Here is a 19,278-nt window from a genome sequence, read left to right on the forward strand (position 1 = left end):
CTACGTCTTCGGCTCGACATGGCCGCCGAAGGCGTGGCGCATGGCCGACAGCAGCTTGTTGGCGGTGCCCTCGCGGTCGCGCGAGCGGAAGCGGGCGTAGAGCGCGGCGGACAGGACGTCGGCCGGCACCGCTTCCTCGATCGCGGCATTGATCGTCCAGCGTCCCTCGCCGGAATCCTCGACGAAGCCGGAATACTTCGACAGGGCCGGGTCCTCGGCCAGCGCCGACGAGGTGAGGTCGAGCAGCCAGGAGCTGACGACGCTGCCGCGCCGCCAGACCTCGGCGATGTCGGCGAGGTCGAGGTCGTAGCGCCGCTCCGCCGGGATCGCTTCGGAGGAGACCTTGCGCAGGATCTCGAAGCCCTCGGCATAGGCCTGCATCAGCCCGTACTCGATGCCGTTGTGCACCATCTTCACGAAGTGGCCGGCGCCGCTCGGGCCGCAATGGAGGTAGCCGCGCTCGACCCGGGGATCGCGCGCCTCGCGGCGCGGCGTCTTCGGGATCGTGCCTTCGCCCGGGCTGAGCGCGGCGAAGATCGGGTCGAGCCGCTCCACCGCCTCCTTGTCGCCGCCGATCATCAGGCAGTAGCCGCGCTCCAGACCCCAGACGCCGCCGCTGGTGCCGCAGTCGAGATAGTGGATGCCCTTTGCCTTCATCTCGCGGGCGCGGCGCACGTCGTCCTGGAAGAAGGCGTTGCCGCGGTCGATGATCGTGTCGCCGGGTTCCAGCAGACGGCCCAGTTCCGCCACGGTCTGCTCGGTGATCTCGCCAGCCGGCAGCATGACCCAGACGTTGCGGGGCCTGGCCAGCCCGGCGACCAGATCGGAAAGATCGGCGGCGCCGGCGATGTTCTGTCCGACGAGTCCGGAGACCGTTTCGGGGTTCTGGTCGAAGACGACGCAATCATGGCCCTGCCGGACCAGCCGGCGCACGAGGTTGGCGCCCATCCGTCCCAGGCCGATCATGCCGAGCTGCATCCGTCTCTCCCGTTCGTTTCGCGATCCCGCTCCATGATAGACTGAGGTCCAATGAAGACCATCGTCGTCGTGATGGGTGTCTCGGGATCGGGCAAGACCACCGTCGCCAGCTTGCTGGCCGAACGGCTCGGCTGCGCGTTCCAGGACGGCGACGATCTGCATCCGCGCGAGAACGTCGAGAAGATGAAGAGCGGGACTCCGCTCACCGACGCCGACCGCTTGCCGTGGCTCCAGGCGATCGGTCGCCGGATCGATGCCTGGCGGGAGAGGGGCGAGGCCGGTGTCGTCACCTGCTCGGCGCTGAAGCGGGCCTATCGCGACATCCTCGTCGGGGAGCGGCGTGGCGTCGCTCTCGTGTACCTCAAGGGCCCGCAGGCGCTGATCCACGGCCGGCTCATGGCGCGGACCTCCCATTTCATGCCGGTCGGGCTGCTCGACAGCCAGTTCGCCACCCTGCAGGAGCCGGCGGCGGACGAACGGCCGATCGTGGTCGACATCGGGCCGGAGCCGGCGCGGGTCGTCAGCGAGATCGTGCGCAGGCTCGCGGATCGGCCCTCAGGGTAGGGCCGGCAGGGCCGCGAGTTCGCGGAAGAGATCGACGATCCGGTCCCGGTCGGATCCGCCACGATACCCCATCGCCACGCGCAGGAAGGGCTGTCCGGCCTGGGGCTCCGGTTCGATCAGTTCGTAGCGGTTGCCGCGAAAGCCGAAGGATCCGCCGTTGGCGAGCGCCAGGCCGCGGCGGGCGATTTCCGTCTCCACTCGATCAAGGAGACGACGCTGGGCCGCCGCATCGCCATCCCGCAGCCGGATCGCGCAGAACGGCGCCACCGCGCCCGGAGACAGCAGCGAGGGATGGCAGCGGTCGTCGAACAGCGTCGAGCGTGTGCCGATCGCCCGGGCGAGGGCGGCATTGTTTGCGAACACCCGGCCCGTATAGTGGTCGAGATAGGGGCGATCGAGGAACCAGGGCGCGGACAGGGCCGCCAGTTCGTCGAGGGTCAGGCCGCTCCCCGTCAGCCCCCGGATGCGTTGCAGCGCGGCCCCCATCGCCGCCAGGTCGCTCTTCCCTCGGTCCCGAACGAACAGTTGCACGATGCCGACGTTGGCCAGCTCCAACCCTGCCTGATCGAGCTTGAGGCCCGACCGGAACACGGCGGCGAAAGACCCATCGAACCTGTCGAGCCAGGGGGCGATATCGACCTGCAGGCCGACCATCGTCGCATCGAGCAGCAAGGCCTGGCGGGCGCGCGGCAGGTGGGCGGGGACGGAGAGGCCGAACCGGCCGTCGCAATGGACGGGCTCGCCGACCAGCACATCGACGGTTGCCGGGCTCCCGTCGCACGGCGCGAAGACCTGGCGGGGCCACAGGTCGAGCAGCGTGGCCGTCTCGAAGTAGCGGCCGGCATGATGCAGCGTGAGCGGCAACGTCGACGACTCGCGAGCGACGAGGTGGAGCAGGCACGAAAGCGCGGCCTGTCCGCTGCGGCAGAGGACGCGCAGCGACTGCCATCCGGGCGGCACCGGATAGCAAAGCGGCGTGCGGCTCTCCAGGAGGTTGGCGCTGAGGTCCCGTTCGTAGCCGAAGTGGATGCTCTGCCCATCGGGCAGTCGCGAGACCTCTCCTTCGCATGGACTCTTCAGGGTCGCATCGGCCGGACGGTGCGCCCGGGCAAGCCAGGCGCGGCGCAGCTCGAGGGCGGCGGCGTCCGGAGTGCCGGCGGCCATGCCCGGCACGTCGGACAGGGCGATGCCCGCGCGGTCGGCGAGCGCGGCCAGGTCCTCGCGGTCGCAGGAGACTGCCGGAGAGCGGTGGAGCATGGGCGTCGAAACGAGCGCCGGGCTGGGCCGTTCCGGCGACAGTCCTTGGGCAAAGGCCGCAACGATCTGCATCGCTCCGGTGGAACTCGCACGCAAAGCGGGCGTTTCCGTCCGCAACTGAGGAGAATTCACATGAATGGCATCATCTATTTGGTCGGTCTGGTCGTCGTGGTCATGTTCGTCCTGTCCTTTATCGGTCTCCGGTAGGACGCGACCCATGGCCACCGCCACCACCACCACAACCGCAGTTCCCGTCGAGACCGGTCCGGTCCGCTATCTCGACTGGGGTCCCGTGATCCTGGGCGCCCTGGGCGCCGCGGCGATGTCCGTCGTGCTGCTGGCCTTCGGCTCGGCGCTCGGACTGAGCGTCGTCTCGCCCTATGCCTATGCCGGCATTTCGGCCAAGGGCGCCGCCATCCTGGCCGCGGTCTATCTGGCCCTCGTGATGGTCGCGAGCTTTGCGGCGGGCGGCTACCTCGCCGGCCGCATGCGTTCGCCCTGGCGCACGACCGATGAGACCGAGAGCCATTTCCGGGACGGTGCGCACGGCTTCGGCGTCTGGTCGATCGGTGTGCTGCTGGGTGCCGCGCTGGCCGCCTCCGGCGTGGGCGCCGTCGTCTCTGCCGCCGGCAAGGCCACGACCGCCATTGCCGCGGCCGGCACCGCGGGAGCGGCGTCCAACCCGGCCCTCGGGCAGCTTTCGCTGAGCCCGACCGACTATGCCATCGATCGCCTGCTGGCGCCGGCGCCGGCGGGTGCGCCCGCCGCCCCGGAAGCCACTCCCGCAACGCCGGGCGGTGCGCAGCCCGCGGCAGCCGCAGCCGCGGCACCGCGCACGCGCGCCGACCTCGAGGCGCCGATGGCGCGGGCCCTGGCGGCCGGCCTGACGACGCCACAGCTGGACGTTCGCGACCGCACCTACCTGGCCCGCGTCGTGTCGGACCAGACCGGTATGCCGCAGGCCGAGGCGGAGAAGCGGGTCGATGCGACCTTTGCCGACCTGAAGGCCGCCGTGCAGAAGGCGCGCGATGCGGCCGACGCGGCGCGCAAGGCCGGCATCATCGCGGCGTTCCTGGCGGCCGCCACCCTGGCGATCGGTTGCGCCGCCGCCTGCGCCGGAGCCGCGGTAGGCGGCCGTCACCGCGACGAGCGCACCGCCGTCGCCTTCCTGGGCTCGACGCGCTTCTGGTAGCGATCAGTCGCTGAGAACTTCGGAGCGCCGGCGCGGTTTGATCACCGCGCCGGCGTTTTTCTGTGTCGCGGTCGGTGGGCGTCGCGAACGATCCTCGATCTCCGGCGCTTGTGCGTCGCGTGCCCGTGCCGGTAACGTCGGTCATCATGATCGCCTCCCGGAAGCACGGTTTCATCTTCATCAAGACGAAGAAGACCGCTGGAACGTCGATTGAGCTGGCGCTGGGGCCATTCTGCGGGCCCGATGACATCCTCACGCCGATCAGCACCCGTCATGACCTGCAGAGGTTTCGCGACACCGGCGTCCGGGCGCAGCGGTTCACTACCCCGGACCTCGCCAAGCGCTATCTGCGGGCGCTGAACAAGGGAAGCCCGAAGCTCCTGAAGGCCGTGCTGCGCGAGGTCGAGGCCAGTGGCTTCTGGGCCCATGCGCGGCCCGGCGCCATCCGTGAGATGGTCGGGCCGTTCTGGGAAACCGCGTTCCGGTTTACCAGCGAGCGGCACCCTTACGAGAAGGCGCTCTCACTGGCCGCCATGACGGGGAAGGAGCTCGAAAGCGTGGTGTTCAACGACACCCGCTACGTCGGCCACCCCTGGTACCTCGAGGACGGCAAGCTGATCGTGGACCGTGTCATCCTCCACGACCACCTTGCGCGCGATTTCGCCCAGGTCCTGACGCACCTCGGTCTGCCCAGCACCGATCTCCCGCATGCCCGACAGACCGACCGGGACCGAAGGCCGGCCGGTGAGCAGATGACGGCCAGCCAGCGCGCGTTTGTCTATGAACAGTGTGCGCCGGAGTTTGAACTGTTCGGATGGGAGCGGTGAGGAGAAACCTGAATCCATGAGGCATTCCGGTTTGCGCCCTCCTGGGGTCGAGCCCCCTATTTTAGCATTGAGAGGGCCATGACGCGGCTTGGCCGCCGAGTTTCCCAACATTTCCGGTTTCTTCCTAGGATAGAGGAATAGCCTCTGTTGTCACAGGCTGGACTGCCTAGCGTCGCGCACTTTGGGGCTTCAGGGCACCATCTTCACCTATGCAGTGGAGTGGGGGCACCGGGGCAACAATCCCGTCGCGGATGTGAAGCGCCCGGGCGAATCTTACCCGCACGGCATTCTTGATCTTAGATGACTGCCGCCAGCTTGGCGTTGTGCCAGTCGCCGCCGAACAGGCCGGGAAAGCAGAATCGCCACTGACGCGATCCGGCTGCTGGCCCTGACCGGGTGGAGGCGCGGCGAGGGCTTGGGGCCGAGGTGGACGGAGGCAGATTTGGTAAAGGCTACTTCCTCGGGACGCACGCAACCGTCGCCCCCTTCCGATGCGGGCTTGCTGGCCACGCTGATCCTTAGGCACCCTCAACATACAGTTCGATGAAACGGTCTGTCACGGCATCGATAATCGGGATGGACGCGTGCCGTTGGTCCTCCATCCACGCAAACGTACGAGGTGAGAACATCACCATCTCATAGGAGGGGTAGTAATCGACGCGCTCCATGCGTCCAACGTCTTGCGCGACGACTCGCAGGACCGACTTCGAATAGTTGTTCGCGACGATGACATCCTGGTCGCTAAATGTCGCGGCGAGCGGAACCGGCGAAACCGTGACGACGGTCTTTACCGTGGGTTTGCCATGCTTTTGGATCATCTCAATGGTTCGCCGGAGCTCGGTGAGCACGTCAACATAGCCGAAGTTGACGAAGCGAAAGCGCCCAACGTGACGCAACATGTGTCGGCGGGGAAGGCCGCCATTCAGATAAACCCCAGTCTCGGTGTCGAGCCAGCTTTCCGTCAAACCCAAAGTGATAAAGACAACATCTGCGTCCTTGAAGGGCATCCCTTGCAATGGTCGCGGAATCGACTGCCGCGCCAGCTGCTCTATCGGCGATACTGGCGGCGTCCGCGGCGGCATTGGCCGCCCAAGCTGTGGCCCCGAGCGTTAAAACCAGGAGAGCAGCGCCGATTATTGAAGCCCTGGTTTGAAGTGACGAGAGCCATACCGCCTCTTCAGCCGCATTGGCGGCTCGAGTAGCTTGCTCAAGATCTCGAAACCCTTTCCGCTGAGCGACTGCTTGCTCCTCGCAATCATCGATCTGTTGTGGAGTACCTGCGTACATCTCTGGCTTCGCGAGAACTTGGGCACACACCGGCGAAATCGTAGCGAAGAATTCTGCAAAGGGTTCCAAGCCATGGCGTTCAGGTTTGGGAACGGGGTCTATCCACAACCACGTCGCAATTACTGCGGCGAACACAAGGACACCCGCGAGCCCGAAGGTTTGTGTGATGCTCCGTCTACGCAAAGCTTGGCCTCCATCCATGCAAAGCGCTCCCGACGGTCTAGGCAAGGTTGCATCTAATGCCGAACAATTTGTCGAAACAAGCGAGATAGCGCCGGGAGAGGGCGTGTCTACTTGTAGCTCGCCCGCGGCGAGCAGAAGTAACGACCCAGTTCGCCGATCCGCCCTTTCCGCGTGTCCACGCCCCCGCAGCGGAACTTCAGCGGTTTTGAATGCGCAATTGGATGACTTCCTGTTGCGCCGGATCGAGATCTCGATGCATCGGTAGGATAGTGTCGACACTTGGCGCGACAGCCTTTGAGGGTCGTCTGCAGAGCTTGCAGCGTGCCGGGCCGGTGTGGCCACGGGCCGACCATCAGGACGGCTTGACGCCAGCGACCGTCAGCTGGGGGCCGTCGTAGCGTGGGGGCGCCGGCCGCAACTCGATCCCGGACTCCGTGATTCATCGCTGCATCGCCTCGGCCTCCGCCGGGGTGGCGAAGTGGAACAGCCTGAAGTCGACATCTTCGGGCGCCCAGCCGGCGATGGCGCACCAGCCGGCAGATCCGGCGATGCGATCGGCGGCCGCCTTCAGTTCGGCCCCGTCGGCAAGGCGGAACGGCTCGACACGGTGCAGGCGGGCGACGTGGGGCAGGGCCTTCAGGCGGGCGGCGTGGCTGTTGGTTCTGCGGCGCACCATGCCTACAGCGCCCAGAAGCCGGGCAGGACGTGATAGTCGCCCGTCTCGACGACCCAGCTGTCGAACTCCCCGGCCAGCGCTACGCGCGCCTCTCCGACGATCGCGAAGGCGCCATCTTCGTCGCCGGTCTCCTGCGCGATCATCAGGCGAACGAGACGGCATTGCTGCGTGGTGAAGCCGACCAGGTGGCGAAGGCTGGTGACCCGGTCGTAGACCGGCGACCAGCCCGATGGGTGCCACGAATCGAAGTCGGTGAAGTCGGTGGAAGGCGTGTCGAGCATGGGGAGTCCTCGTTCCAGATCGAGGGAACGATACAGGAACCCTTCCCCGGATTTGCCCCGGAACTTCGGGCCATTCGGGGCCGTTCCGGGCCACTTATCCACATATCCCCAGTAAGCCAGGAACCGCGAAAAGTCTTTGTTTTTCAGGGGTTAAGCCTGGCGCTCCCTACGGGATTCGAACCCGTGTTTTAGCCTTGAGAGGGCCACGTCCTAGGCCTCTAGACGAAGGGAGCATAGGGCCAGAGCGGGGTTGATAGTCGAATGGCTGCGCCGACGCAACCCCGCTCGTTCAGCCGGGTTTGCGGCCCGCGATCCGGGACAGGACGCCGGGGACGAAGGGGTGGACGACCACGTCGGCGAAGCCCGCCTCCTGCAGATATCCCTTCACCTCCGATTCGGTGTGGGCGAGGCCGGTGCTGTTCTGGATGGCCTCGTTCAGGCCCCACAGCGCGGCCGAGAGGGGGCCGTTGCGGTCGTCGTGCAGGGTCTCGCCGATCAGGTGCATCTCGCCGCCCGGCACGAGGGCCTCGAAGGCCTTGGCGACCACCCGGCGGATCAGGGCGGGCTCGTATTGCGGCAGGTTGCTCGCCATGACGACGACGTCGATGCCCCGCGGGAAAGCGGTCTCGGTGAAGTCGCCGGGCAGGGTGCGGACCCGACCGGTGGCGCCGTTGGCCTCGATGTATTCGTCGGCCACCACCGTGACCGGCGGCAGGTCGAGCACGATCGCTTCCAGGCCGGGAAAGGTCTTCGTGGCGACGATGCTGTAGGCGCCGGAGCCGCCGCCGAGATCGAGCAGCAACTTGCGGCCCGAGAGGTCGACGCTGCGGCTGAACAGGCGGGCCGCGCCCATGCCGATCGAGTAGGTCGCGGCGTGATAGCGCCGTGCGTCCTCGACCGTGAAATCCACGTAGGCGCCCAGCCGGTTCTCCTGGCTGTCGCGCAGCCGCTCGGAGAGCTCGCCGAACGCCTTCCAGCGCGGCTTGGTGAACAGGATCCACGGACCCGCATAGCGCTCGCCGTCCTTCACCAGGAAGCGCTGGACGTCGGGCGCGTTGGTGAACCGCTCGCCGTCGCGCGACAGCAGGGTCATGGCAGCCAGCACCGTCAGCAGGCGCTCGGCGTTGCGTTCCGAGATGCCTGCGGCCCTGGCGACGGCGGGAATCGTGTCGTGGCCCTGGGCGATGGCGGTGAAGATCTCCAGCTCGACCGCGGCCATCAGGGCGGCGCTCTCCCAATAGGCCTGGGCGATCTTCTGCAACCGTGTCGTGTCGAGGCGCTGGTTCGCGGTCATTCTGGCGTTTCCTCCGTTGTTGCCCCAGCATAGCCCGCGGGCCTAAGCTTCGTCGCCGCCGCTGGAGGACCGCCATGGACATGCCGATCGCTTCCGAACTGCCGCTCACCGGTATCGACGTGCACGCGCTGCCGCCGGCCGACGGCGAATGGGTGCTGCGCCGCCAGCTCGCCGCCGCCTACCGGCTGGTCGACCATTTCGGCTGGACCGAGCTGATCTACGGCCATCTCACCGCGCGGGTGCCCGGCGAGGCGCCGCACTTCCTGATCAATCCCTACGGGCTGAACTACGACGAGGTGACGGCCTCGAACCTGGTCAAGATCGACCTCGACGGGAAGATCGTCGAGCCGAGCCCGCATCCGGTGAACTATGCCGGCTTCGTCATCCACTCGGCGGTCCACATGGCCCATGCCGAGCGCCACAAGGTCGTGATGCACACGCACACGCGCGCCGGCATGGCGGTCTGCGCGCTGAAGGACGGGCTGCTGCCGGTGTCGATGGCTTCCACGGCGTTCCACGGCAAGCTGTCGTATCACGACTACGAGGGGCCGAGCCTCGATCTCGACGAGCGCGGGCGCCTGCTGGCGAACCTCGGCAACAACCAGGCGATGATGCTGCGCAATCACGGGCTTCTGACCACGGGCCGTTCGGTGCCCGAGGCCTTCCTGCGGCTCTACCGCCTGGAGCGGGCCTGCCAGATCCAGCTCGACGCGGCGGCGGCAGGGGCGCTCAACGTCCTGGGCGACAATCTGGCCGCCAAGTCCGGCGCCGACATGGACCGCTTCTCGGAGATGGAGTCGGCCGTGGGCATCGGCGACCTCGAATTCGCCGCGCTCGTCCGCAAGCTCGACAAGGTCGATTCGAGCTGGCGTCACTGAGCCGTCCGAACATCAATTCCGTCGTCCTGGCAAATAAACGAAACAAACGAAGCAGACGAAACCGGAGGGGCGGGGGCTCCTGAATCAGGCGTCGTGGTGACCGCTGACGGGTCAATGTTGCTCGCCGGTACGTCTGAAAGCCGGTTTCGACAGCCTGCTACGCGCGGAAGGTGGTGCGGTCGGTGCCCGAGTAGAGGGCCTTGGCCGACCGCTCGACGGCCTCGCGATGGGTGGCCAGCGCCGCGGGATCGAGGTCGGCCTTCGGCGCGGGCTCGGGATCGAAATTGCCATACGGATCGCGGCCGCGGACCAGGGTCGCCGAATCGCGGACCTTGAGCTGGCGGACATGGGGCGGGATGTAGCGCAGGGCCAGCCCGATGCGGCGGTCGTCGGTCGTGTTCGGCCCCGACGCGTGGGCCAGCAGCACATGGTGCAGCGACATCTCGCCGGCCTTCAGCGGGACGTCGACCCCGGCGCCGTCGGGGACGTCGACCGCGATCTCCTGGCCGCGGGTCAGCAGGTTGTTCTCGTCGAACGTGTCGCGATGCTCGAGCTGGTTGCTGAGGTGGCTGCCCGGCCAGAATCGCATCGCACCGCTTTCGACGGGTGCGTCGGCGAAGGCCACCCAGGCCGTGACGACCTCGTCGGTGCTGAGGCCCCAGTAGGTCGCATCCTGGTGCCACGACACGAAGGAGGGCGACCGCGCCTCCTTGATGAAGAAGGTGGTGCTCCAGCACAGGATATCCGGGCCGATGATGTCCTCCACCGCATCGAGGATGGCGGGATGTCGGGCGAGCGCGTTGGCCCAGGTGAAGAGCAGATGCACCTTGTGTCGCATGTCTCCCGCGATCGGTCCGCCGGTGGCGCGTTCATGGGCCTCCAGACGGTCGCGGCAGGCGCGCGCCTCGCCGGGGGACAGGACGCGGATCGGAAAATGGAAACCGTCGCGGCGGTACTGCGAGACCTGGTCGGCAGTGAGACACTTGCTCATGGACTCCCTCCTGCTAGGGGGATGGAACGCGCTGCTCGGCGGCGCGCATCCCCTCCTTGTGCGCCTTCCCCGGTTTCTTGGCGAGAAACTCCTCGGCCCTGCGCAAGGCGTGGCCCAGGCGCCTGTTGTCGGTCTGGTCGACCTGCTCGGGGAATTCGGTCTTGATCACCTCGAGATAGGCTCGCGCCGCCAGCCGGCCCTGGAGCTTTCGGATGAGGCGCATCTTCGAGAGTGCCATGAAGAAGCGGCGGGCCGGGTCGGCGGACCGGTGCAGGGCGATGCTGGCAAGGCGTAGCTGCTCGGCAGGCGCCAGGTCGTTCCCGAGCCCGTCCAGGACGGCCTGGGGGATTTCCTTCCGGCACAGGAAAATGGCGCTGGAGCCGATCTCGCCGACGAACTCGAAATAGTCCGCCAGGGCTTCCTGGTGGGTCTTTATCCAGGGCAGCTCCTCGAAGAAATAGTCCTGATGGATCACCAGGGAACGCCCGGGGATCAGTCTCGAATGGAACCGCTGAAAGGCGCGAAGGCTGAGGGCGGGCGCCTTGAGAATATCGAGGAACAGGATTTCGACCGGACAGTCGGGCCCGGTGGCGTCCATGAAGTCGCCGATGCGGAGATCGATGAGATCCTTCACGGGGTCGATGTTGCGGCGCAGTTCGGATTCGAACGACTCTCCCGGTGCGGCGGCTAGCGTCAGGCCATGCTTCCTGAAGAACTGCGGCATGTTGGGGTTCACGATCGCTCTTTCGTACGAAACGATCGGCCGCGGCCAGTTCCGCACGATTTCCTCGTGCCGGGGATTCGAGCGGACGCCTTCGCCGAAGCACCGCGTCGATCCTCCGAGGAAGATCCCCGCATCCACGATGATTCCCGTGCCGTCGTAGTAGCGGCTGGCCAGCCCGAAGAGGAGCTGCTTTTCCGGAAGCGACATCATCGAGGGGGTGTCGCGGCAGGACGGCGGGATCGAGTCGACCAGCGGCGCGAAAGCGGCGTTCAGCCGGACCATCTGCAACGGCCTGGTGGGCGTCAGAAGCTCGACCTCTGCGGAGGGCGCGACCTCCGGCTCGGCTCGCGCCGTGGTGGCGGCTCCCGCCATTCTCCCAAGGAGCTGTTTCGCCCCGTGCAGTAACGCCATGACCGCTCCCGGGCCGATGTTGCTCGACTCTGCCACCGTGTCGTCGGCCGGTGCAACCTGATCTCAGAACAGTCGCAGGAACACGAAAACCATGGCCACGCAAATCGCCGATATGAAGGCGGCACCCAGGAGGTTCGTCCGGAGCTCCCTGCCCGGCGCTGGCCGCAGCCACCATCCGAAGCGACCGGCGATCCACGGCACGAGGAAGCCGGTGAGGAAGACGCTTGCGATGTTGCCGAGGAAGAGCGAGACCGCGAAGGGCAGGTGAAGCTCCCGGTCGAGCAGGGGGGTGCCGATGAAGTACCCGAACAGCATCACGATCGGGTAGAGCATCAGCAGGACGAGCATGTCCATCTTCCACACCGGCAGGGGCGCGTCGCCGGGGGAGGCGTCGCGGAACCACTGTTCGAAGCCGGAACTCGCGATGCGCGCGTGGGTTTCCTCGGTGAGCGGCTCCGCTTCCTTGAGGAGGGCCTGGCGGACGGGCGACTCGAGCCAGGCCCGCAGGTTGGCCTCGGTATCGAAGCGCAGGATCGCGATGAAATGCTGCTGCACGCCGGGCACCGGCGGCTCGAAGCGATACCCCTGGAGCCCCGGGGCCTTGGATTGCTCGGCCGCGATCCGGCGCACCCAGGCGCGGTATTCCGCTTCCTTGCCGGGCTTGACCCGGGTGGAAATGATGGTGGAGACGGGGGCCGGCCGGATGCCGTCGGCCTCGTCCTGGACGATGTGCACGTCGTCCTGGCCGACCAGCATCTGCGCCGCGCCTGCGATGCGCTTCTGACGCTCGGCCGACCCCAGCCAGCGCTGCGCATCGGCCAGGCTGGCGAAGCGCTGGAGGATGACCCAGTCGACCTGAAGGGGTGGATTGGGGGGCAGGAGCTGCTGCTCGAGAAAGCCGGGAAACCGGCTGATGGCGCTGCTGGTCTCACCCTGCCAGCGGGCGAATTCCTCGTTGTGCTCGGGGCGCACGCGGGTCTGCGTCACGATGCTGACGCTGCGCGCCGATGGAGGCACGGCAGTCTTCACGACGTGGCCGCGAGCCTGGCGAAAAGCCGGTCGGGCGTGAACGGCAGATGGGCGAAGCGCACGCCTGTCGCATCGGCCAGCGCGTTGGCGATCGCCGGCGCGACCGGATTGATGCCGCACTCGCCCTGGGACTTGGCGCCGAGCGGGCCGATCGAATCGATCGTGTCGGCGAAGAAGATGTCGGTGTGCGGCGTGTCGGCGTAGGTCGGAATTCGGTAGTTGCGCAACTGCGCGTTCACCATGTGCCCCTCTTCGTGAACCATGTTCTCGGTCAGCGCCCAGCCATAGCCCATGGCGACCGCGCCATCGAGCTGGCCGCGGCACTGCATGGGATTGATCGGCCGTCCGATGTCGGCGGCATGCACGCTGTGCAGGATGCGGATCTCGCCGGTGACGCGATGGACGGCGAGCCGCACGCCCTGCACGTTGCAGGCGATGGTGCGGGGCGAGAGATAGGCCTTCCGACTGACCGTGAAGCGATGATCGAGTCTGGCCCCGGCGGCGTGGAGCTCGGCCAGCGGGATCCGCCGGTCGCCGCAGACGACCGCGTCGCCGTCCAGCCGGCACCGTTCCGGGTCGGTGCCGGTGTGCCGGCCGGCGAAGTCGAGGATGTCCCGGCACATCGCCCGGGCCGTGATGTCCACGGCCTTGCCCGCGACGACCGTGCCGGTGCTGGCGAAGGTGCCGGTGTCGTAGGGCGTGAGATCGGTATCGGCATTGACGATGGCGACGTCGCCGGCGCGCACGCCCAGCACCGCCGCGGCGATCTGCTTGTGCGCGGTGGTGATGCCGTTGCCCATCTCCGACGAGCCGACGGCCAGATGATAGGTCCCGTCGGCAAGAAGCTTCATCTCCGCGCCGGACCGGTGCTCGGTCGGCGGGCCGCATTCGAGCATCGCCAGCGCCACGCCGGTTCCCTCGGCCCAGTCCCCGCCTGCGGGCTTCGCGATGCCGTTACCGCGCGCCAGCTCGCGCTCGACGATGTCGAGGCATTCGGCGATGCCATAGCTGCCGAAGCTCGCGTCGCTGGGTTCCTTCCAGATCGATTCGATGTTGTCTCCGGGCCGCACCACGTTCCGGCGCCGCATCTCGATCGGATCGATGCCGAGCAGGCGCGCCAGCTCGTCGATGGCGCATTCGATCGCGAACGTCGTCTGCGAGGCGCCGTAGCCGCGGAAACCGCCGCCCGGCACCATGTTGGTATAGACGGCGAAGCCCGCGCCCTTCTTGTTGTCGCAGCGATAGGCGGCGATCGGGCTGCCCATGGCGGCCGCCAGCGTCTCGCTGCCGTGATTGCCATAGGCGCCGGTGTTGGACACGACGCGCACGTCCATCGCCGTCAGCGTGCCGTCCTTGCGGGCGCCGATCCTGACGTGGGTCGTCATCTGGTGCCGCGTGGTGGCGCCGAGGAATTCGTCCTCCCGCGTCCATTCCCATTTGACGGGGCGGCCGAGTTTCATCGTGGCGAACAGCACGAGGTCTTCCGAGACCATCTCCTGCTTGCCGCCGAAGCCGCCGCCGACCCGCTCGGTGAAGACATGCAGGTCGCGGGCCTTGAGCCCCATCAGGTAGCAGAGCTTCTTCTGGGCGGCGAACGGGCCCTGTGAGCTGGTACGGACGTGCCAGCGCCGGTCCTCGCCCTGCCAGGCGATCGAACCGTGGGTTTCGAGATGGACGTGCTGGACCCGCGACGTCGAATAGGTCCGCTCGTGGATGACGTCGGCCTGCCCGAAGCCTTTGACAACGTCGCCGATCTCTCCCTGCAGGTCGCAGTAGACGTTGCCGTCGCTGGTGAGGACGTCCTTGTCGTGGAGGAGGGGAGCTCCCGGCTGCATGGCCTCGACCGGATCGAAGACCGCCGGCAGCAGCTCGTATTCGACGTCGAGCGCCCGGCAGCCGGCTTCGGCCGCGCCCTCGTTCTCGGCAACCACGGCCGCGATGCGCTGCCCGACGAAGCGCGCGACATTGTCGAGCATGTAGGTGTCGTCGGGATCGACGAGATGGTCCTCGTGCAGCGCCGTGCTGTAGAGCCGGCGCGGCACGTCTTCCCAGGTGTAGACGGCGACAACGCCGGATACCGCCAGCGCCGCCGTCCTGTCGATGCGGACGATGCGTGCGTGGGCGTGGGGCGAGCGCAGCACCTTGAGGTGCAGCATCCCCTCCATCGCAAGGTCCATCGTGTAGCGTGCCTTGCCGGTCAGGATGGCGTCGGTGAAGGGATTGGGCAGGCTGGCACCGCATGCCTTGCCGGCGACATCCGTTTCGATGTTGGACTTGCCGTCCAGCGCGTCGGCGATCGAGCGATAGCCGGTGCAGCGGCAGAGGTTGCCCTTCAGCGCGTGGGGAAGGTCGTCCTTCTGCCCGGGGCCGAAGGCCGCCGTCGTCATGATCATGCCCGCGGCACAGAAGCCGCACTGGAAGGCCTGGGCGTCGTGAAAAGCCTTCTGGACCGGGTGCATCCCGCCCTCGGGAGCGAGACCTTCGATGGTCGTGACCTCGCGCCCCTCGGCGCGGAAAGCCGGGACGAGGCAGGAGTGGAACGGCTTGCCGTCGATCCACACGGTGCAGGCGCCGCAGTCGCCCGCGTCGCAGCCTTTTTTGACACCGAAGACTTCGAGATCGCGCAGGAAGGTGCGCAGGCACTGGCCGGGCCCGGGTTCGGCCTCGTAGGAATGGCCATTGACCAGGTAGTGGCTCATGCGAGTTCCGCCCGGATCTGCTCGGCGAGATAGTAGGTGATATGCCGCTTGTAGGCGGCCGAGCCATGCACGTCCTCGAAATACCCGTCAGGGGGCAGTCTCTCGTCGATTGCGAGGTGAAGCTCGGTGGCCGTTGGGGTGCGCTCGAAGCGCAGTTGCACCGGCCGCGGCGTCGCCGCCGTGACCGTGAGCAGGAAGTCGCGTCCATCGTCATCGACCGTCGCGACGATCAGGGCCGCCGAGCGGCCGAGTCGGGTGAGGGACATCTGGCGCATGGCATGGCGCTTGGTGAGCGCGGCCGCCGGCAGATGGATCGAGCGCAACAGCTCGCCCGGCCGCAGGACGTTCGTGTGATTGCCGGTGACGAAGTCGACGACGGGAACGGTCCGGGGCGTGCCGTCGCACGGCCACAGCGTGCAGACTCCCTCCAGCGCGGCGGTGAGCGAGATCATGGCGCCGGCCGGCAGGGACATCACGATGTTCCCGCCAATCGTGGCGGCGTTCCAGATCTTGAAGGACATCAGAAACGCATCGATACAGTCGCGGAAGAGGGGCGCCGCCTTCCATTCGGCCGGGCCCTTGAAGCCATGCAGGTCGGCCACGCGGCAGGTCGCGGCGATCTCCAGCCCGTCCGGCGTCGCGGCGAGGGGCGTCCAGCCGAGCGAATCGAGGTCGATCAGCGTGTCGGTGGCGACCTGCGGCTCGGAGAAGAGCCAGGTGCCCCCCGCCAGCCACGCATAGTTCGGCAGCCACGGGCCGATCTCGCCCGGTGAAGACGGCCGCTTCACTTCGGCGATTGTATTGAGGTTCATCTTTCCGGCGTCCCAGCCCCTTCACCGTGGGACTGTCTTGTCTTGCCGGCAGCCCGTCCAACGAAAAATCGGGACGGGATCTGGATGTCGCGCACAAGCCGCGAGGCGGCTTGGCAGTATCGGGCGACGGCTCACGCCGGAGCCGCCCGGAGGGGTTACTTCGTGAGGATCAGCTTCTCGGAAGCCGTCACCCGCAGCCGGTAGGTGCTGGTGCCGTGGCGGATCAGGAGCTCGCGGCGGCCGGCCATGAGCTGGCTGCTCTCGATGCTGGCGGCGTCGCGTTCGGGCTTCGCGCGGGACGCGTCGCCCGCAGAATGCAGCTGCATCATCTGATCCATCTTCGCCTCGCTTGGTTTATTGCAAGTCACTCGCATTTGCATATTAAACACTCGCGATGTCAATGACGAAGGAGGCCCGTAGGGTAAGTTCAGCGTCCGGTGAACGAGGGCAGCTGGTGCGCCGTCACCGCCGGCGCCACGCCGTCGAAGCGCTCGATCTCCACCAGACAGGTCTGCGCGATGCATCCCTGGCTGAGCTTCGACGCTCCGATGTCGAGCGTCAGGGCGTTGGGATTGCCGTGCTTCTCCAAAGGCGTGTTCGAGCCGGAATCCTCCGGGTCGAACCAGGCGCCGGTCGACAGGCGCACCACGCCGCGGCGGATTCGGTCCGTCAGCTGCGCCGATGCGAGGCAGGCGCCGCGGTCGTTGAAGACGCGCAGCAGGTCGCCTTCGGCGATGCCGCGCGCGGCAGCGTCTTCCGGGTGCATCGTGACCGGCTGGCGGCCCTTCACCTTGGTCGCCTTGGCGTGCGGGCTGTGATCGAGCTGGCTGTGCAGCTTGTCGGCCGGCTGGTCGGACAGCATGTGCAGCGGAAACCGCTCGGCCTTCCGGGAGCCCAGCCATTCGATCGGCTCCATCCAGGTCGCATGACCGGGACAGTCATCGTAGCCGAAAGACGCGATCTTCTCGGAGAAGATCTCGATCTTGCCCGACGGTGTCTTGAGCGGATTCGCAGCCGGATCTTCACGGAACTTCGCGAGCATCACCGGTTCGGTGTTCTCGCCCGGCACCTTGGCGATGCCGGCGTCCCAGAATTCCTCGAAAGAGGGCAGGGTTACGCCCATTTTGGCCGACTTCTGGCGCCCTTCCTCATACATGTGGGCCAGCCACTGCATCTCGTCGCGGCCTTCGGTGTAGACGTCGGCGGCGTCGAGACGGCGGGTTATCTCCGAGAAGATCCAGTAGTCGTCGCGCGCCTCGCCAATCGGCTCGCGCGCCTTCTTCATGGCGATCAGGAAGGGCTCGCGACGCGCGTAGCCGATATCGTCGCGCTCGAGGCCGGTGGTCGCGGGCAGCACGATGTCGGCCATCTTCGCCGCCGGTGTCCAGAACTGCTCGTTGAAGATGATGGTCTCGGGCTTCTGCCACGCCGTCCGGAGGCGGTTGAGATCCTGGTGATGGTGGAATGGATTGCCGCCCGCCCAATAGATCAGCTTGATGTCGGGATAGGTGATCTCGCGTCCGTTGTACGGAATCCTGCCGCCCGGGTTGAGCAGCATGTCGGTGAAGCGCGCGACCGGGATGAAGTCGGAGACCTGGTTGGTGCCCTGCGACAGGGTCGGGCCCGAAAGCAGCGGCGCATCGCTGCCCATGCCGTTGGTCGGCCCATAGCTCGCGCCGAACCCGCCGCCCGGCAGGCCGATCTGGCCCAGCATGCAGGCCAGCGACACCAGCGCCCAGAAGGGCTGCTCGCCGTGATGCGAACGCTGCAGCGACCAGTTGATGTTCACCGTGGTGCGCGTCGCCGCCATCTCGCGCGCGAGCGCGCGGATGCGCACGGCGGAGATGCCGGTGATCTTCTCGGCCCATTCCGGGGTCTTGTCGGACAACGAAGGCGCGAACTTGTCGAAGCCCACGGTGCACCGGTCGAGGAACTCAGGGTCGTAGAGCTTCTCGGTATAGAGCACATGACAGAGCGCCAGGATCATCGCGGCGTCGGTGTTCGGCCGGATCGGCAGCCACTCGATGTCGCCGCCGGTGTCGAGATCCTCGGCGGTCGGCGTGATGTTGATGAAGCGCACGCCCTTGGCCCGCATGCCGTAAAGGCCGTCCTTGAGGCGATGCACCATCGCACCGCCGGCACTGATCTGCGCGTTCTTGTGCGGCGCGCCGCCGAAGGTGACGAACAGCTTGCAATGCTCGGCCAGCACATCCCACGTGGTGTGCATCGCCATAAGATCTTCCATGCTGGCCACGATGTGTGGCATCAGCACGCGCGCCGCGCCGAGGCTGTAGGAATCCTGGTGGCGCACATAGCCGCCGAGCGCATTGAGGAAGCGATGAACCTGGCTCTGCGCGTGATGGAAGCGACCCGCGCTCGACCAGCCGTAGGAACCGCCGAAGATCGCGCGGTTGGAGTGCGCGTCTTTCACGCGCTTCAGCTCGCCGGCGACCAGGTCGAGCGCCTCGTCCCACGGCACTTCGACGAAAGGTTCCTGTCCACGCTTGTCGGTGGCGGCGCCGGGGCCCTTCTCCAGCCAGCTCTTGCGGAAGGACGGTCGGCGGACGCGCATACGCGCGACCTCGTCGGACAGCATGTGCAGGCCGATCGGCGAAGGATCGGGATCCTTGGAGAAGGGGTGAAGCTTCGTCGCCTGGCCCTTGTCGTCGTATTCGACTTCGTAGACGCCCCAGTGGGCGGCGGTCAGGGTACGCTGATGTGTCATGGCGCGCTCACGCTGCTTTCTTGGCGATGCTCAGGAAGCGGTCGACGGTCGTCTGCCCGGTGTCGAAGGCGGTGACGAGGCGGTAGGCGCGCTCGCCCGGCCGGTCCGACGGCCATGGATGATACTGCGCTCCCGCGGCCTGCAGCGCATCATGCATGCGCGGCGGCAGGATGACGAAGATCTCGTTGGCGTCGACCGGGTAGAGGAGCTGCGTGCCCTTGAGAGTCGTCAGGCCGGCGACGAGGCGGCGTGCCATGGTGTTGGCGTGACTGGCGTTCGCGAGCCACAGCCCGTCGGTCAGGTAGGCTTCGAGCTGGGCCGACAGGAAGCGCATCTTGGAGAAGAGGTGGCCGCTCCGCTTGCGGCGGAACTCGAACTCGCGCGCGAGGTCGGGATCGAAGAACACCACGACCTCGGCGGCCAGGGCACCGTTCTTGGTCGCGCCGAGGCTCAGCGCGTCGACGCCCGCC

The 19,278-nt window shown here is 67.0% G+C and carries 18 protein-coding genes and 1 tRNA gene; 4 read left to right on the forward strand and 15 right to left on the reverse strand.

All coding sequences use genetic code 11. From position 1 onward, the window contains the following. Positions 1-978 carry a phosphogluconate dehydrogenase (NAD(+)-dependent, decarboxylating) gene (gene gnd, locus Q7V45_RS04725; protein ID WP_304847797.1) on the reverse strand — a complete coding sequence of 326 codons (978 nt, stop codon included), beginning with the start codon at positions 976-978 and terminating at the stop codon, positions 1-3. Positions 979-1,029: 51 nt separating this feature from the next. On the opposite strand from gnd, the gene Q7V45_RS04730 reads away from it, so the two are divergent. Further along, complete coding sequence (locus Q7V45_RS04730) at positions 1,030-1,542, forward strand: gluconokinase (protein WP_304847800.1); 513 nt, start codon at positions 1,030-1,032, stop codon at positions 1,540-1,542. Here Q7V45_RS04730 and Q7V45_RS04735 read toward each other — a convergent pair. Then, positions 1,534-3,039 carry a hypothetical protein gene (locus Q7V45_RS04735; protein ID WP_304847802.1) on the reverse strand — a complete coding sequence of 502 codons (1,506 nt, stop codon included), beginning with the start codon at positions 3,037-3,039 and terminating at the stop codon, positions 1,534-1,536. The two genes, Q7V45_RS04730 and Q7V45_RS04735, sit on opposite strands and share 9 nt — an antisense overlap. Between Q7V45_RS04735 and Q7V45_RS04740 the strand changes: the two genes are divergently transcribed. Continuing rightward, positions 3,017-3,991, forward strand: a complete 975-nt coding sequence (locus Q7V45_RS04740) for a hypothetical protein (protein ID WP_304847805.1) — start codon at positions 3,017-3,019, stop codon at positions 3,989-3,991. The genes Q7V45_RS04735 and Q7V45_RS04740 overlap by 23 nt on opposite strands. Before the next feature lie 146 nt (positions 3,992-4,137). Continuing rightward, positions 4,138-4,818: a hypothetical protein gene (locus tag Q7V45_RS04745; RefSeq protein WP_304847808.1), complete on the forward strand. Its 681-nt coding sequence runs from the start codon at positions 4,138-4,140 to the stop codon at positions 4,816-4,818. Positions 4,819-5,336: 518 nt separating this feature from the next. Here Q7V45_RS04745 and Q7V45_RS04750 read toward each other — a convergent pair. From Q7V45_RS04750 to Q7V45_RS04770, 5 genes are all read right to left on the reverse strand, one after another. Beyond that, positions 5,337-5,900 (reverse strand): GSCFA domain-containing protein, encoded by a 564-nt coding sequence (locus Q7V45_RS04750; protein ID WP_304847811.1) that lies wholly within the window; start codon positions 5,898-5,900, stop codon positions 5,337-5,339. 827 nt (positions 5,901-6,727) lie between these two features. Next, positions 6,728-6,964, reverse strand: a complete 237-nt coding sequence (locus Q7V45_RS04755) for a hypothetical protein (RefSeq protein ID WP_304847814.1) — start codon at positions 6,962-6,964, stop codon at positions 6,728-6,730. Between the two features lie 2 nt (positions 6,965-6,966). Then, entirely contained in the window at positions 6,967-7,245 is a 279-nt protein-coding gene (locus Q7V45_RS04760; RefSeq protein ID WP_304847816.1) for a hypothetical protein, read from the reverse strand. Between the two features lie 157 nt (positions 7,246-7,402). Beyond that, a tRNA-Glu gene (locus Q7V45_RS04765) sits at positions 7,403-7,478 on the reverse strand. Between the two features lie 56 nt (positions 7,479-7,534). After that, on the reverse strand, positions 7,535-8,539 hold the full coding sequence (locus Q7V45_RS04770; protein WP_304847818.1) for a methyltransferase: 1,005 nt from the start codon (positions 8,537-8,539) through the stop codon (positions 7,535-7,537). Between the two features lie 74 nt (positions 8,540-8,613). On the opposite strand from Q7V45_RS04770, the gene Q7V45_RS04775 reads away from it, so the two are divergent. Beyond that, entirely contained in the window at positions 8,614-9,417 is an 804-nt protein-coding gene (locus Q7V45_RS04775; protein ID WP_304847820.1) for a class II aldolase/adducin family protein, read from the forward strand. Between the two features lie 157 nt (positions 9,418-9,574). Here the strand turns inward: Q7V45_RS04775 and Q7V45_RS04780 are convergent, their stop codons facing one another. The 8 genes from Q7V45_RS04780 to Q7V45_RS04815 form a co-directional block, all read right to left on the reverse strand. Continuing rightward, positions 9,575-10,408, reverse strand: coding sequence for a phytanoyl-CoA dioxygenase family protein (locus Q7V45_RS04780; RefSeq protein WP_304847822.1), 834 nt, complete (start codon positions 10,406-10,408; stop codon positions 9,575-9,577). Positions 10,409-10,421: 13 nt separating this feature from the next. Continuing rightward, the gene (locus Q7V45_RS04785; protein ID WP_304847825.1) at positions 10,422-11,504 is read right to left on the reverse strand and encodes a hypothetical protein; all 1,083 of its coding nucleotides are present in this window, start codon (positions 11,502-11,504) and stop codon (positions 10,422-10,424) included. 102 nt (positions 11,505-11,606) lie between these two features. Next, entirely contained in the window at positions 11,607-12,560 is a 954-nt protein-coding gene (locus Q7V45_RS04790; RefSeq protein ID WP_304847827.1) for an antibiotic biosynthesis monooxygenase, read from the reverse strand. Between the two features lie 8 nt (positions 12,561-12,568). Further along, positions 12,569-15,271, reverse strand: coding sequence for a molybdopterin cofactor-binding domain-containing protein (locus tag Q7V45_RS04795; protein WP_304847829.1), 2,703 nt, complete (start codon positions 15,269-15,271; stop codon positions 12,569-12,571). Next, complete coding sequence (locus Q7V45_RS04800) at positions 15,268-16,083, reverse strand: FAD binding domain-containing protein (RefSeq protein ID WP_304847833.1); 816 nt, start codon at positions 16,081-16,083, stop codon at positions 15,268-15,270. The genes Q7V45_RS04795 and Q7V45_RS04800 overlap by 4 nt, the downstream gene beginning before the upstream one ends. Positions 16,084-16,238: 155 nt before the next feature. Next, positions 16,239-16,421 carry a hemin uptake protein HemP gene (gene hemP, locus Q7V45_RS04805; protein ID WP_304847837.1) on the reverse strand — a complete coding sequence of 61 codons (183 nt, stop codon included), beginning with the start codon at positions 16,419-16,421 and terminating at the stop codon, positions 16,239-16,241. Between the two features lie 89 nt (positions 16,422-16,510). Next, positions 16,511-18,808: a molybdopterin-dependent oxidoreductase gene (locus Q7V45_RS04810; protein WP_304847840.1), complete on the reverse strand. Its 2,298-nt coding sequence runs from the start codon at positions 18,806-18,808 to the stop codon at positions 16,511-16,513. Between the two features lie 7 nt (positions 18,809-18,815). Beyond that, on the reverse strand, positions 18,816-19,278 hold a 463-nt coding region (locus tag Q7V45_RS04815; RefSeq protein ID WP_304847843.1), incomplete at its 5' end, for a low specificity L-threonine aldolase.

The organism is Reyranella sp., assembly GCF_030651995.1.
Taxonomy (GTDB): domain Bacteria; phylum Pseudomonadota; class Alphaproteobacteria; order Reyranellales; family Reyranellaceae; genus Reyranella.